The organism is Campylobacter concisus, assembly GCF_902460665.1.
Classification (GTDB): domain Bacteria; phylum Campylobacterota; class Campylobacteria; order Campylobacterales; family Campylobacteraceae; genus Campylobacter_A; species Campylobacter_A concisus_AL.
This window is the reverse complement of sequence record NZ_CABPUR010000009.1, coordinates 1-13,453: the sequence shown is the minus strand read 5'-3', so window position 1 is coordinate 13,453 and position 13,453 is coordinate 1. Positions and strand designations below refer to the sequence as shown.

The 13,453-nt window shown below is 33.8% G+C and carries 17 protein-coding genes and 2 pseudogenes; 14 read left to right on the top strand and 5 right to left on the bottom strand.

All coding sequences use genetic code 11. The features are described from left to right. A partial coding sequence (locus tag F3G66_RS09335) for a cell surface protein (protein WP_223154268.1) occupies window positions 1-744 on the top strand: 744 nt, incomplete at its 5' end. On the opposite strand, the gene F3G66_RS09330 is transcribed toward F3G66_RS09335, so the two are convergent. The 5 genes and pseudogenes from F3G66_RS09330 to F3G66_RS09310 all read right to left on the bottom strand — a co-directional run bounded on the left by F3G66_RS09330 (window position 745) and on the right by F3G66_RS09310 (window position 4,111). Continuing rightward, the gene (locus F3G66_RS09330; protein ID WP_012000896.1) at window positions 745-1,338 is read right to left on the bottom strand and encodes a C39 family peptidase; all 594 of its coding nucleotides are present in this window, start codon (window positions 1,336-1,338) and stop codon (window positions 745-747) included. Further along, window positions 1,323-2,177 (bottom strand): annotated as a pseudogene (locus F3G66_RS09325) (hypothetical protein). The gene F3G66_RS09330 and the pseudogene F3G66_RS09325 overlap by 16 nt, the downstream one beginning before the upstream one ends. A gap of 54 nt (window positions 2,178-2,231) precedes the next feature. After that, window positions 2,232-3,005 (bottom strand): hypothetical protein, encoded by a 774-nt coding sequence (locus tag F3G66_RS09320; RefSeq protein WP_012000883.1) that lies wholly within the window; start codon window positions 3,003-3,005, stop codon window positions 2,232-2,234. Between the two features lie 27 nt (window positions 3,006-3,032). Next, a complete protein-coding gene (locus tag F3G66_RS09315; RefSeq protein WP_012000885.1) occupies window positions 3,033-3,668 on the bottom strand; it encodes a hypothetical protein in 636 nt (211 codons plus the stop codon). A gap of 185 nt (window positions 3,669-3,853) precedes the next feature. Then, window positions 3,854-4,111, bottom strand: coding sequence for a hypothetical protein (locus F3G66_RS09310; RefSeq protein ID WP_012000893.1), 258 nt, complete (start codon window positions 4,109-4,111; stop codon window positions 3,854-3,856). Between the two features lie 209 nt (window positions 4,112-4,320). On the opposite strand from F3G66_RS09310, the gene F3G66_RS09305 reads away from it, so the two are divergent. The 13 genes and pseudogenes from F3G66_RS09305 to F3G66_RS09250 all read left to right on the top strand — a co-directional run. After that, entirely contained in the window at window positions 4,321-4,500 is a 180-nt protein-coding gene (locus F3G66_RS09305) for a hypothetical protein (RefSeq protein WP_149707889.1), read from the top strand. Continuing rightward, window positions 4,484-4,804, top strand: coding sequence for a plasmid mobilization protein (locus F3G66_RS09300; RefSeq protein ID WP_188115860.1), 321 nt, complete (start codon window positions 4,484-4,486; stop codon window positions 4,802-4,804). Before F3G66_RS09305 ends, F3G66_RS09300 begins: the two co-directional genes overlap by 17 nt. Then, window positions 4,794-6,659 carry a relaxase family protein gene (locus F3G66_RS09295; RefSeq protein ID WP_009295429.1) on the top strand — a complete coding sequence of 622 codons (1,866 nt, stop codon included), beginning with the start codon at window positions 4,794-4,796 and terminating at the stop codon, window positions 6,657-6,659. Before F3G66_RS09300 ends, F3G66_RS09295 begins: the two co-directional genes overlap by 11 nt. Before the next feature lie 305 nt (window positions 6,660-6,964). Then, entirely contained in the window at window positions 6,965-7,924 is a 960-nt protein-coding gene (locus tag F3G66_RS09290) for a replication initiation protein (RefSeq protein WP_009295430.1), read from the top strand. A gap of 99 nt (window positions 7,925-8,023) precedes the next feature. After that, window positions 8,024-8,443: a hypothetical protein gene (locus tag F3G66_RS09285; RefSeq protein WP_103580826.1), complete on the top strand. Its 420-nt coding sequence runs from the start codon at window positions 8,024-8,026 to the stop codon at window positions 8,441-8,443. A gap of 54 nt (window positions 8,444-8,497) precedes the next feature. Further along, the gene (locus F3G66_RS09280; protein WP_149707888.1) at window positions 8,498-9,640 is read left to right on the top strand and encodes a Cj0814 family flagellar-dependent secreted protein; all 1,143 of its coding nucleotides are present in this window, start codon (window positions 8,498-8,500) and stop codon (window positions 9,638-9,640) included. A gap of 110 nt (window positions 9,641-9,750) precedes the next feature. Then, complete coding sequence (locus F3G66_RS09275) at window positions 9,751-10,314, top strand: P-loop NTPase family protein (RefSeq protein WP_087579356.1); 564 nt, start codon at window positions 9,751-9,753, stop codon at window positions 10,312-10,314. Continuing rightward, window positions 10,314-10,601: a hypothetical protein gene (locus tag F3G66_RS09270; RefSeq protein WP_012000895.1), complete on the top strand. Its 288-nt coding sequence runs from the start codon at window positions 10,314-10,316 to the stop codon at window positions 10,599-10,601. The genes F3G66_RS09275 and F3G66_RS09270 overlap by 1 nt, the downstream gene beginning before the upstream one ends. A gap of 25 nt (window positions 10,602-10,626) precedes the next feature. Next, window positions 10,627-11,187: a hypothetical protein gene (locus tag F3G66_RS09265; RefSeq protein ID WP_009295435.1), complete on the top strand. Its 561-nt coding sequence runs from the start codon at window positions 10,627-10,629 to the stop codon at window positions 11,185-11,187. A gap of 55 nt (window positions 11,188-11,242) precedes the next feature. Further along, window positions 11,243-12,427, top strand: a complete 1,185-nt coding sequence (locus F3G66_RS09260) for a Cj0814 family flagellar-dependent secreted protein (protein WP_009295436.1) — start codon at window positions 11,243-11,245, stop codon at window positions 12,425-12,427. A 263-nt stretch (window positions 12,428-12,690) separates the two neighbouring features. Next, window positions 12,691-12,816 (top strand): hypothetical protein, encoded by a 126-nt coding sequence (locus tag F3G66_RS09740; protein ID WP_262483394.1) that lies wholly within the window; start codon window positions 12,691-12,693, stop codon window positions 12,814-12,816. Window positions 12,817-12,827: 11 nt separating this feature from the next. Next, window positions 12,828-13,190 (top strand): hypothetical protein, encoded by a 363-nt coding sequence (locus tag F3G66_RS09255; protein WP_188115859.1) that lies wholly within the window; start codon window positions 12,828-12,830, stop codon window positions 13,188-13,190. A 60-nt stretch (window positions 13,191-13,250) separates the two neighbouring features. Beyond that, window positions 13,251-13,453, top strand: a pseudogene (locus F3G66_RS09250) (cell surface protein); the annotation flags it as partial.

The following is a 13,453-nucleotide window of genomic DNA, read 5'->3' as shown; positions in this document are numbered from 1 at the left end:
ACAGAAAATATAAACAAAGAAGGTAAGCAAGACAAAAACGCTACCGAAGAAAAATTTGACTACTCAAAGTATATGTTTAGACCCTGGACTGATAATGTAAAAGAATTTATTGATATAGACCAAAGTAAAGAGGGCTGGATAACAGATACTATAAATCGAATAGATAATATGCTATCTGATTACCCCATGAAAGAAAGAAGAGCTTTAGCATCAAAATATCCTCCAGAAACTATGGAAGAATTTAGAATTGGAGAGTTACAAAGCTATATGGATTGGCTACTTACAAACTCTGTTGATGGCAAGCCAACAATAAATGGCTTTATGATTGGTCTTGGCACAGCAGAAGAGGAGGCAGAACTAGAAGCTTTTGTAAAATCATTTCCAGAAGGCACTATGATGAGTAATGATGGTGCTGCTTTGTTTGTTAGAGCTGATCTAAGTATAGAAGAGTTTAAAAAGCTTTATAAAGAAGACGTAGAAAAAACTACAAAAGAACATAAAGAATTTCTGGCCAAACTACACAAAGAAGAGCAAGAATACAATGCAAATTTTGCCAAAGAACAAAGTGAGAAGAAATTTAAACCTATGCAGGTTAAAAAGAAGTATGAGACCTATGATATAAACAAGGATCAAAAATTTCTCTATGCAAGAGAACTTTTAAAATTTAAAGAAAAAAGAGGCATAGATGTCTTGGAGCTTATGCAAAAGATAGATAAGAAGCAAATTTTAAATAAGATGGTTTGACTAGAGTTTATCAAATAGTGCTTTATTATCTATAGGCAAGTCGAGCTTATATTCTCTATGTATATCGTTCTTTGGACCAAGGATTAAGACATAGCCTCCTTGCTTATGTTTATCCCATATATTATAAAACTGATCCTTTGAGCTTATATATTTGCCGTAGCTTGGATCAAGGATGGTTATAAAATCGCCTTGATGATTTATCACAACCACAAAATGAGGAAAACGGGGATCATCCTCTATCTTTACCAGGACTGGCAAGTTTATCTTTTCAAAAGTAGCACGATCAAGCTGATAGCCCTCAGAGTCATAGGATAGCTTAGCAGCAGCTTGCTTTAACTGCAAAAAACTCACCATATCGGTATTTAGTTTTTTATCGCCTTTATCCATTTGCTCTAGGACGTCTTTTTCTGTTAGAATTTTAAAATCAAGCGTATTAATGAGTGTTGCTAATGATGCTGCACCACAAGACTCTTCATAGTTTTGCCTAATTACATCTTGATTTCTTAGCTCCTCGTATGATCTAACAGCAAAACCAGCATAAAGTGGCAAAGATGCCACCGCTGCACAAAAAAGTAGTTTTAGAATTTTTGCCAAATGCTAATACCAAATATGCTATCAGGTGCTGCACTAGAGCCACCCATACTAGCAGATATAGAAATAGAAGTGTCATTACTAAAACTATAAGTAGATCCTACACTATACGTTGGGATAGATCTAAGATTTGTAGTTTTTCTATCATTTATTTTATTTGCTGTTTGAAATCTCTGCTCGATGCCAAGATCAAGTGTGATCTTTGGGCTTAAAACAATAGACAAATCTCCACCAAAGAACACAGTATTGCCATAGTTTAGCTTCGCAAAGTCGAATTTTCTATCTGCGTTGTAGCCAAATCCAGTATATATGCTGTAAATTACTGGATCAGAATATCCTTTTAGGCTGCCTTTTATTGAATAAGACTTAAAGCTAAAATTTTTACTCTGTCTAAGCGCACTCTCTCTTTGATAAAGTGCTGTCTGAAGAGTAAGCATAGGCACTAGCTCGCCAATTCTATCTCCTCTATAATTTACCCCTAGCCATACAGAGTCAAACTGAGTTTTGCTTTCACTTTTTGGCTCGAGGGTAAAATAATCCATATACTCGCTTCTCTTGTAACTTCCACTAAAAGACGTTAAAACATCTAATTTTGAAGTAAGAGCATACATAAGCGTCTGGGTAAGAGTTAGCTGCTTTGTGTCATCCCAAACAACTGGATCACCATTTATTACAAGATTTGGAGTGCTTGTGTATACGTTAGGATTGCCGCTGCTAAGCAAAGACAAATTTGTAACACTTCTTAATCCAACCTATTGTTTATAAAGGCTATCTATCGTGATAGGATCTGATGCTAATGCAAGAGTAGTGAGTAGTGAAGCTAGAAGTAATGATCGTTTCAATTTTGATCCTTATAGAAATTTATTTTTGTATTATGACTAAATATAAACGTTAATTTAAACTTTTTTATCAAAAACTTTTTCACCATTTGCTTCAAGCTTTTGCATTAAACGAAGCACATCGATACCACGTTCTCTCTCAAGTTCTTGAAGCTTAAGTAAAAACAAAAATTTATCGTCCTCGTTTATATCATAGGTTTTAGTGTTTTTACTCTCAGCTTGTATTGGCTTAAATGATTTTTCTTCTACTGAGCCATTTTTACCTTTGCCTAAATCTTCAAAATTCCTCACAATCTCGTCTTGCACTTTTTCGTATTTTTGTTTAAATTCATCAATACTCAAGTCTGCGCTATCAAGAAGTGATATAGTTAGATGATCTAATGATTTTACATTCTCAAAACCAACTATTTTAGCCGCTTTACTGTCTATAAAATCACGAAGTTCGGCTATCTCGTCAGCATTCATACTTGTGTCATATCCCAAATATTTGCCCCAAATCGTAACCTTACCATCTGCATTAAAGCCACTATTGACGAGCCCAAAAGCGCCTATTTTAAAATTGTCACCATCTTTTGTGCTTAGAGCCTGGCCAGAAAAAAAATCATAGAGTGAGTTGTAATATGTTTTTCTAAATTTCTCTTGTTCTGAATCGTCTGCTATTATTTCTTCTTTAAAAGACTGGAATTTTTCTACCATCTTTTGCCGAGTTTTGTCGTCTGCGATAGCATTTTTAAGTTCATCGTTTGGACCATAAATTTCTTTATAATAGCCCTTTTCTTCTCGCACGTCAATAATAGGAGTTAAGTTAAATCCATTTATGCTATCAATCATAGGTTAGGTCTCTTAAAATTATACTTTTTATATTTTCATTGTACTTTCTAAAGCATATTCCATATCATTTTTAAAATTATCTCTAAGTTCTTTAATTATAGTATTGTTTTCTAAGGCAAAGCTACTATTTATTTTATGAAACTCATGTGTAGCACGATTATAAGCGCCTATGCCGTATGTGAATAAAGCATATCTAGTTCCTCTATCTGACACTTTTATTTCTCTTTTTACTGTATATCCTACACCGTGAAGCCAAGGCGCATATGTACCCATCAAAGCTTTTGCATATTCTTCAAATCTATTTTTATTTTGTTGCAAATGGGTTTTTGTTGTTTCATTGTAATAACAATTTGTAACACCTAAACCACATAGACCATAATCACTCACATAAGCTATATTCCCATTTGCATCAAATCCCATGCCAATCTCTGTGTGAGGATCTGGTAAGGCAATAACAGCGATTTCTTTGACGGTTTGAGTATTGGTTAAAATAGAAAATTGAGTTACATATCCGCCTTTAATATTTTTCATTTCATTATTGTTTAGGGTTTTTACGTCACCTTGACTAATAGCTCCATTTGTAGCTAAGTCTAATAGATCTTTTGCGTTTGAGCTGGTAAGCAATAAAACACTTAATAGTGTGGTTTTAAAAAGACTTCTCATTTTAATTCCTTTAATAATTTGGATTTTTGTAAGTTAATATCGACTTTTTAACAATTTTATTTATGTCTTTATCCATCAAATGCTTTAAAATTTAAAAAAAATCTGGTGTCTTTTTGCCACTCTTATGCCAAAAATAAGCAACTACGAAGCTTACAAGCAATACCAATGGCACTACTAAACTAATATCATTCATTATTTAATTCCTTATCTAGTTCATCAATCTTTTGCGTCAGGTCACTAAATTTTAATAAATTCATCCCAACTCCAAATCCGAACACAAAAATCAAAATCAGTGAAATTATAACCAAAAAATCAACATTATTATAATGAGAAGATATAAAAGCCCAACATCCAGCTATCCCAGCAGAAAATACTAAAAGTTTGCTTTTTACTATATCAATCTTTTTGGATAATAACTCAATCTTTAATTTTATCTTTTCCAAAAATTTTCCTTTTTGTGTGAGATTATACCATAGTCTAAATATTATTTGCAATCTATTCTAGTTATGCTATAATGCTTCATAATAAAATGCTGGGCGAGCATACCCCTTGTATATACAAAATCCTGACGGTTTTGTATATACAAGGGTGCTCGTAAGGGGGAAAATCCCCCTTAACCCCCTTTGTAAAGAGCTGCTTAGGAGTAGTAAAAATGAGTAGATTTCAGTATTTTAATCTTGCTATATTTTTTGGATTAGGATTATTTTTGTATGGATTTATTTTTGCGAAATATCACTATAAATTTACAATCTTTTTTGGATTTTTAGGTCTGTTTTGGAGTGGCTTAGTAGCATTTCTTATTCTAATGGCATGGAATGATGAAAGAGAATAAAACAATAACCAAAATTTTAAGATTGACACCTAGTGAAAATGAAAAAATTCAAGACAAGCTTAATAAATTAGGTGGGGTTACTTTTTCAAAATTTGCTATAAATTCGATGCTTTCAAGACCACTTACAAAGACGCCAATTACTAAAGAACTAATCCTGGAGTTATCGAGACAAGGAAGTAACCTAAATCAGATAGCAAGGAGTTTAAATCAAAATAACAGCCTTGACCGAGTAGCACTCTCATTAATAAATCAATCACTGGAGCGCCTAAATGAACTATATGAGATATTGAGCGATGATAGTTAAATTTTTACCAACTAGAGACGGCGGCGGACTTGGCAGCGTAAATTATTTGCTCAATGAACGACAAGAACAAGGCACAGCACGAGTCTTAAAAGGTAATGAAGCACAGACTAGAGCTATTATAAGTCAAATTCACTACAAGCAAAAAACAACCTTTGGAGTGTTGTCGTTTGCAGAAAAAGCCAGTGACATAAGCGATGAAACAAAGCAAGAGATTATAAAAGACTTTGAACGACATCTACTCGGTGATTATATGAAAGATCGAGTAAATATTCTTTGGGTAGAGCATAGCGATAAAGATGGACGACTAGAGCTAAATTTTCTAATCCCTAAAATTGATCTAGTGAGTGGTAAAAGTTTCAACCCATACTATGATAAGCGTGATCGCACAAATATTAACTTATGGAAAAGAACTATCAACGATGAATATAATTTCATCAGCCCAGACGATCCAAAAAATCAGTATAACCAGAACCGTCACAAAGCTACGATAGAGCAGCACAACACAATTATAGAATTAGACAATCAATTAAAAGATCTTGTATCACAAGGATTAATAATAAATCGCACGCATCTAATAGAGCTTTTAAGCTCTAGTGGCTACGAAGTTACAAGGCAGCCAAAAAGTGGCATAAGTATCAAAATACCAAATCAAAAAAAACCATTTAGACTAAAAGGAGGCATCTACAGTGCAGAATTCACAGACCTTAAAGGACTTAGCGAGCTCGGCGAAAGCCAATCAAGACGAATTCAACAATACGCTAATAGAGATACACAAGCAGAGTGTATCGCAAATAGAGCAAGACTTGAAAAATTCATATCGACACGAGATAAACGAAATCAAAAACGATATAAAGAACAGACTATCTCCGACAATATCGCAAATAGCGAACATAAGAAGCGAGATAATACAGCAAGTTACTCCAAGCTTAACGGAAAAAATATTCAATGGCTTGGTGTTATCAATCGCAATGATATCTCTATGCCTAGGATTTTTAGCGTGTTTCTGGCTCAATCGGACAGAAATACAATATTATCAATCAGAGAACGAGAGATTAAGAGAAGAGAACAAAGTGCTAAACGAGTGGCAAATTCCAGTGAATTATCGAACAGAACAAGCCAACAAAACAACTGGCAAAGCAGAGAGGTATCTAGTGTTGCCACCACAAACACTATCACAGATGAAGGACGGAACTCAATATTTACAACTGAATTATGGAGGTCTATAAATGACGGCGTTAGAGACCGAATTATTGAACGAGATAGAGAGATTGCAAGACGAAATTCTGAAATTACAGGACGTGATAAAGAACAAGCAGAACGAAAATATAGAGCTGCAAGGAGCTTACGAGAATTTGCGCAAAGCGAGAACGTCTCTATATTACAGCGACTTAGCAGAGAAATACAAACAAGAGCTAGAGAATATATTATTAACACACAAGAACGAACTAGACAACTTAGACAAAGAGCAGAGCGAGATAGGGAATACCAAAATCGAATTAAATCAGCTCTTAGAGAATGGCAAGAACGAATATTTAATAGCGGAATATCACAAATTAGAGAACGATTACAAGGCTTTGCAAAACAATTATATCTTATTAGAAACAGAGTTATTGACAATCAAAGAGACACTAAACAAAAGCTTGGAGGATATGGAGAAGTTGTTTCAGGAAGCATACAACGAATTAACAACCAATATGGCGGAAAATTTAGAGAAGGCCTGGAAAAGCAAACTGCAGCAGCTATTACCACTTGTGGATATGAAATTGAACGAGAGCTAAAAAAACCTGAAAGGCAAAGGATGGTAGAGCTAAAAAGATCAAAGGAGAGATCTCGCCATATTCAAATGGGTTTTTAGTTTTTCTTAAGACAGCTTTTGAATTTGATATAAAAATAAATTTGAAGAATTTGTAGGCTAAATTTATACCCTAAAATAGGGGCTTAGAATGCAATAATTATCCGCTCTTTGTAAGCAATTATCCTTTCTTTGCAAGAGAATTATCCGCTCTTTGTAAGCAATTATCCTTTCTTTGCAAGAGAATTATCCGCTCTTTGTAAGCAATTATCCTTTCTTTGCAAGAGAATTATCCTATATATTATTATAAAGTATAATTAAAGACACTAATAGTATAATTTTATTCTTAAACCACAAAAAAGAGCGTTATGAAAAATCGCAATATAATCGTTCATAGTGATAAAATAACAAAGGGTAGAAGTAAGCTTAATCTCTCTGAAATGAAGGTTTTTTTGGCCACTATTACTACGATCGATGCCAAAAATGACGATGAATTTAAAGAAATTACACTTGATAGGCAAGATTTTTGTGAAGATACTAATTTAGATTTTAGAACTGTAAAATCGGTTTGTAGAACACTTTTGAAGCAGGTCTATGAGATAGAAACCGAAAAGGTCTGGGAAGCATACCCTATTTATCAAGTTTTTAAATACGACAAGGATACAGGAGAAATCAAATTTAAATTTAATGACTATATGCGCCCATATTTATTAAAAATAGTTGAAAGTTTTACAAAATACCAAATTAAAAATATTATCAATATGACTTCTAAATATTCAATAAGGATATATCAAATTCTAAAAGATCTGAGAAATATAACAAGGCAAAAAGAATTTGAATTAGAAGAGTTTTGCGATTGGCTAGAAGTCCCAAAAAACAAAAGGCGTTGGGGAAATTTACAGTTTGATATTTTAGAGTTGGCCAAAAAGGAAATAAATGAACTGACCGACATTAAAATACTAGGCATATATCCTGAACGCAAAAAAGGAAAAAAAGTCTTATCGTTTAGTATAAAATTTATCACCTCTGAGGAACTAGACAACCTAAAACAGCTTGGTGGAGATGAAAGCTATTTAACTAATGCTGGACTAAGAGAGATCGAGATTTTTGATAGAAAGCTAGTTAGCTTTAACGATAAATATGTGATGATTGATAGCAATATAAGGAGAATTCTATCTACAAGCTCCGATGAAGGAAAAATTAGGGTTCTTTTTTCAAAAACAGGAACAGATATAAATTTCTTTTGGTTTAATACAATTAAAGACCTTGAAATAGCTGTTAAAAATGCAGAGACTATAAAAGATACAGAACCTACACTTTTTGATTAAAAAATAATAAAAAATTCTTATAAATAATATTGAGTTAAATTATCATTAATATAGTAAAAAAGTGATATCATTTTAGAAATCTTTTATAAAGGAGACAATATGCTAAAGATCTTTAAAGTTGCGCTACTAAGTGCTGTAGTAGTTGCTGGATTGAGTGCAAATGATAATCTTTTATCAAAAGTCACAAATGGAGTTGTCGCAGATAATGCTACTGGCGTTAAAATTCTAAGTGATGGCGAAATGAATCAGGTGCTAGGAGGCTATTACTTTAAAAGAGAACCTCAATTTGATCATAGAGGCGCTATGCCGTCAGTTGCATATAAAGTATCTGAAGGCTCTAGCGATCCAAGGCTAAGTGTAACAAATGGTGATTTTGTTGTAGCTAAAGTAAGGATTGGAACAAATGGAAGAAAACAATATTATTTACAACTATACAGAAGTGACAACCGACCAGCAGGAGCTTATGCAGGCGTTGGAGCCAGTAAAATATTAGATGATATGAAAAAAATGGGGTTGTAAAAAATAGGCACAACTTTTGCTTACTCTTTGAAGCTAAATTTCAAGGAGTAAGCTATGAAAGTCTCTTATAACTCCATCTTAACAAAACAGCACTACCAAAAACAGACAAAAAGCGAAGGCTTTGCAAATTTCTTACCTAACACTCCAAATATAAATTCGATCAGCCAAGCCACTACTCCTAAAAATGACTTTGTTTCATCTAGTAGTATCGACTCTCTTTATCAGGCTAAATTTACTTCACAAGAGGGTTATGGATATAGTGTAGATGCTAAAGGATTTATGGGAGCTGATTTTAACAAAGCTGCAGGCTTACCGCAGGACTTTAAAATCCACAAAAGCACGCTTGATGCGATAGTGCTACACAATCAAAAGCACCCAAACTTTACAAATTTTTCAATGAATACAAAAAAAGATAATGTGCTATTTGGAGAGGATAGCTTTGCAAATATCGATCTAGCAGACACTATAAAGCAATACTATAAAATTTTTGATCAAATTTCAGCTGGAGTTATTAGCAAGGGTAAAGAATTTTACTCAAATGAAGATCTAGCAAAGATGCCAAAGGGCTACTTTTCAAAAGATAAAAAAATAGATTATTCCGAATATCTAATGGGTAGGATGACTAGTGACGAGATAGATGGGCTAACCGATAGAAGCAATGAGAAGGTAACTCATGTATTTAGAACAGCACAAGACGCAGACGACGCACGTAAGCTAATGAATGATCTAAAAGATATAAACATAAGGGTTAATGGAAATTTCCTTGACTTCTCTCCAGAAGTGATGACAACTGAGCATACTATCCCTTATATGTGGGTTAGTAGTGCTGGATATGACTTCAAGCCTGATATGTCTGTATATGACAATGAACAAGGCTATACTAAGGAGCAAATCTTTGTGGCATTTTTAAAAAACGAGCAAGGTCTTGCACTGCAAGGTGGCACAACAAGAATAACTGATGAGGCTCGCAATGTATATAGAGACAAACTCATACTTACAAAGCAAGATAGAAGCGAGATAGGCATACCAAAGGCTTATTATGATGAGATACTATCTGGCAAGAAAGATCTAAAAGATATACTAGCTAGGATTTTAAAGCTTAGAAATTTAGAGCTTAAAAAAGATCACACGCTTGAGGGGCTAGCAAATAAAATAATGGACGTTTTAAAAGAATTTGATGAGAGGACGAAAGTTTAGTTGTATTTATACAATATATGTAATATAATATTGTATATATGTTTTATATTATATTAACATAATTATCATATAATATATTATTAACATACTATATGATAAAAAGGATTAATATGAATTTAGCAGTTTTACAACTAAAGGGTGGGGTTGGAAAGACGCCGCTTAGTTTTAGTTTGGCAAAAGATCTTGGACTAAAATGGCAAAGCAATGATGACTCTGTGGTGCCACAGTTTTACAAAGATGGCAAAATATTAGATAAGTGCATTTTTGAACCAAATACTATGTATGACTTTGGAGGATTTGCCTCGGCTGGAGTGCTAGAGATACTAAAACATTGTAGTATTGTTATTGTTCCCATTACTTCTAATCCAAATTCCATTAAAAGAGCAGCAAGCACCATATCGCAGATCAAACCTCTTGGCTGCAAAACACTAGGTCTTATAACAGATGTCTCTTCTCAAAAAGAGCTAGAAGAAACAGTAGCAATGATAAAAGCTGCTAACATAGCTTGCACAAAATTTCTTATTTTAAAAAGCTCTAAAATATTTGAAAATGCTATGACAACTGGACTAAGTTTTTTAGAGCTATACAATGAAAGCAATCTCTCAAAAAGACAATATCAGTCATTTATAGATATGTATCAAAAAGTCGTTAATTACATAAAGGATAATAAATAATGGCAAAATTAAATTTAGATCTTACAGAGATAGAGCTAAACGAACTAAGCACGGCAAGCTTTCAAGAACAAGACGAAAAGCAAGAAACTAAAAAAACTGGCGGCAGACCAAAAAGTGCCAATCCTGCCGACAAAAGAACGACAATGTTTTTGTCTAGTGAAGAGCTGGATTTTTTAGACGAAATGGGACATATAACCAGAACAAATAGAACCCAATATCTAAGATCGATCATCAGAGAAAAAATGGAAGATTTTAAAAGTAAAAAAGCAATAAATATGCTAAAATAAAACAATTTTTTAACAAGGAGTTTAAATGGAAAAGCTATTTAAAGTTGCACTAGCTAGTGCTTTAATGTTAAGTGGTGCCTTTGCAAATGATTTGCTTTCTAAAGCTACAAATGGAGCCGCAGATAATAATTCAGTTGGTGTGAAAACACTAAATAGCTTGGATCTAGAGCAAGTTAATGGTGGGTATAGCATAAATATACAAGCGTTACCAAAAACTTCACAAAATATTGCTCAAGCAGTGGCACTTGTTGATTTTTCTAGATATGAAAAAGAAAAAAAGGTATCTTGTGGGCTTAACATGCCAGATGGTTGTTCTGGTGGATACTATGCTAAAAGTAATTTTCAAGAAGTTATGAATCAAGTTAATTATAGCAATGGTGAATACTTAGGTGTTGTGGCAACAAAAATAAATAAGCCTTATGGCTTTGGTAGCATCCCACAATATTCTTACTCTGTTGCAGCCTTTAAAAATGTAAATGGCCAACTTATGAGACTAAAAACCATAACAAACAAACCGTATATAGCAAACGAACTAATAAATTCAAAAGCTGTTAGAAATCAACTAACTATGAGCCTTGGCTTTTAATTGAGATTACAACCCTGGCTTGAGCTAGGGTTTTATTTTTAAGAAGGATTTGAAAATGTTAAATGGACTTAACAACAACACATATACACAAAGCTATAAAGCAAGCATAAATTCTAGGCAAGCGGCAAGTCTTAGCACAGCCACCAACCAAACTAGCTCTCTAGTTTTAGGCTACAAGATAGATAAAGATGGCTACTTTACAGATGAGTTTAATAAACAAGCTGGCATACCAAGCGGATATAAAATTCACTCAAGCACGCTGGAGTCGTTAGTAAGGATAGAGACGCAGCCTGACTATATGCAAAGGGCTTTTGATAGCATCGATATACTAAAAACCGTAAATAATGCCTACAAAATCCTCTCCCAAGTAGTTGGCGAAGACACGCTAAACTCAAAAGATAGCTTTAGCTTAGATGAGATAAGAAATTTCCCTCAAGGCTTTTCTTATAACCGCCAAAGTATGCAAGTAACCAAGATCCATAACTCCATTCATGAATTTGGCTCGGCTGCGGCTGATTTTAACGGCAAAGAGTCAAATAAGCAGATGATAAGCACGCTTTTTTTCAACCCAAGCTTTGATGGCGGAGATGGCAGGCAGCCACTAAAGCCAACAACAGATATCTTTAACAACAACAATGGTGGCAAAGAAAACACGGTCATTGGTATATTTATGGATCCGCATGGAGAGAAATACACTAATAAAGACGGCTCAATAACCAAAGGCGGCCTCATAGCAGCCGTCATAAACAACAACCTTGATGTAAGAGAGGGGGAGACAACCGCAAGAGGCAAAAGAGAAGGCTATGACAAGAGCATAGATAGCAAAGAATTTAATAGAGCATTTGAACTGTTCGAGCTTATGGGCGAGATGAAATTTGGAGCAAATTTCAACAAAGCAAGCGACTCTGATCTAGCTGGTATGCCTGAATATATGCAAGAGTATGTTAAGTATAAAAGAGACCTTGTCTATGTAGATCTAACGACTGGGTTTGTCGGTAAGTATTCAGATGAAGAAGACGAACTCTCATTTAAAAAGATGATGGAGCATAATCTAAAAATGCTAAAGCTACTCTTTGGTGAGATAGACAAAGATGGTAAAAAGAGCAAAGACTTTATGGATAGCTTTTTGAAATTTAGCATGCCACCTTTAAATTTAGTAAAAGAGCTAAATGAAAACCCAGCTGGAAAATACCTGGTAGATATGCTTGGTATAAAAAGAGATGTTGATATAAAGGCGTAGTAGTATAAATTAGTTATCTTTTTTAAGTTTTCTCTATTTAAAAACAAATTTTTGCCGATTTCTTAAGTGATTTTTCTACTTTAAGCAATAGAAAGCTTAAGATGATCGTTTTGTATATGTAGAGATGTTGCAAAATAGGCATTTGTTAAAAGTTGTATTGAAAAGTAAGATTTTCATAGGTGGGTTTTAAAAGATAATAATTGATATCAATTAAAACTAAATTAGTGCTATAATTCTTATAAAACTTTTTACAGGAGGAAGTTATGTTTAAAGTTCTTAAAGTAGCCATACTTGGCGGAATTTTAGTTGCAGGTGCTAATGCTGAGGATTTTCTAGCAAAGGTTACAGCTGGTGCTTTGAGTGACATATCTAGTAATGTTAAAAATTAGATGCCACCGATATGAATGAGGTTAAAGGGGGCTTGGAATTTAAAGGACCTTGGCAATTTTCATATAATGAATCTGGGGCATATGCTATCATAGAAAATGGCAAAGACGGTGACTACATAAAATCACAATATAGACAGGGATTAGGCGCTTATGATATGCCTGGCTATTATCTTGCATACACTGTCAAAAGAGAGATAAAATCTAGTCGTTATGGTAGATATCCTTTATTTACTTACAGCGCTGCGGCTTATAATGAGAAAACTAGAGAATTTCATAAGATTTCTAGTAGTTTTGTCCTAAACAACAATGCAGTTGTAAGACAGCTAAGAGATAATTTTAAAAGGCAAATGGAATCTGACCTAGGTGGTTGGTAAAATTTAAGTAGCCTACAAGTTTAAATTTGTAGGCTCCCATATATTTTCAAAGGAGCTGAAATGATAACTAGCATAAACGGACTTAGCAACACACCGATACAAGAAACCACTATCCAAAAAGAAAATACAACAGAAAATATAAACAAAGAAGGTAAGCAAGACAAAAACGCTACCGAAGAAAAATTTGACTACTCAAAGTATATGTTTAGACCCTGGACTGATAATGTAAAAGAATTTATTGATATAGACCAAAGTAAAGAGGG

What these genes read in the sequence shown, in the direction of transcription:
- F3G66_RS09320 (WP_012000883.1), bottom strand. Translation starts at nt 3,005, where the DNA reads ATGATTGATAGCATAAATGGATTTAACTTAACTCCTATTATTGACGTG.
- F3G66_RS09315 (WP_012000885.1), bottom strand. Translation starts at nt 3,668, where the DNA reads ATGAGAAGTCTTTTTAAAACCACACTATTAAGTGTTTTATTGCTTACC.
- F3G66_RS09305 (WP_149707889.1), top strand. Translation starts at nt 4,321, where the DNA reads ATGAGTAGATTTCAGTATTTTAATCTTGCTATATTTTTTGGATTAGGA.
- F3G66_RS09300 (WP_188115860.1), top strand. Translation starts at nt 4,484, where the DNA reads ATGATGAAAGAGAATAAAACAATAACCAAAATTTTAAGATTGACACCT.
- F3G66_RS09295 (WP_009295429.1), top strand. Translation starts at nt 4,794, where the DNA reads ATGATAGTTAAATTTTTACCAACTAGAGACGGCGGCGGACTTGGCAGC.
- F3G66_RS09290 (WP_009295430.1), top strand. Translation starts at nt 6,965, where the DNA reads ATGAAAAATCGCAATATAATCGTTCATAGTGATAAAATAACAAAGGGT.
- F3G66_RS09285 (WP_103580826.1), top strand. Translation starts at nt 8,024, where the DNA reads ATGCTAAAGATCTTTAAAGTTGCGCTACTAAGTGCTGTAGTAGTTGCT.
- F3G66_RS09280 (WP_149707888.1), top strand. Translation starts at nt 8,498, where the DNA reads ATGAAAGTCTCTTATAACTCCATCTTAACAAAACAGCACTACCAAAAA.
- F3G66_RS09275 (WP_087579356.1), top strand. Translation starts at nt 9,751, where the DNA reads ATGAATTTAGCAGTTTTACAACTAAAGGGTGGGGTTGGAAAGACGCCG.
- F3G66_RS09270 (WP_012000895.1), top strand. Translation starts at nt 10,314, where the DNA reads ATGGCAAAATTAAATTTAGATCTTACAGAGATAGAGCTAAACGAACTA.
- F3G66_RS09265 (WP_009295435.1), top strand. Translation starts at nt 10,627, where the DNA reads ATGGAAAAGCTATTTAAAGTTGCACTAGCTAGTGCTTTAATGTTAAGT.
- F3G66_RS09260 (WP_009295436.1), top strand. Translation starts at nt 11,243, where the DNA reads ATGTTAAATGGACTTAACAACAACACATATACACAAAGCTATAAAGCA.
- F3G66_RS09740 (WP_262483394.1), top strand. Translation starts at nt 12,691, where the DNA reads ATGTTTAAAGTTCTTAAAGTAGCCATACTTGGCGGAATTTTAGTTGCA.
- F3G66_RS09255 (WP_188115859.1), top strand. Translation starts at nt 12,828, where the DNA reads ATGAATGAGGTTAAAGGGGGCTTGGAATTTAAAGGACCTTGGCAATTT.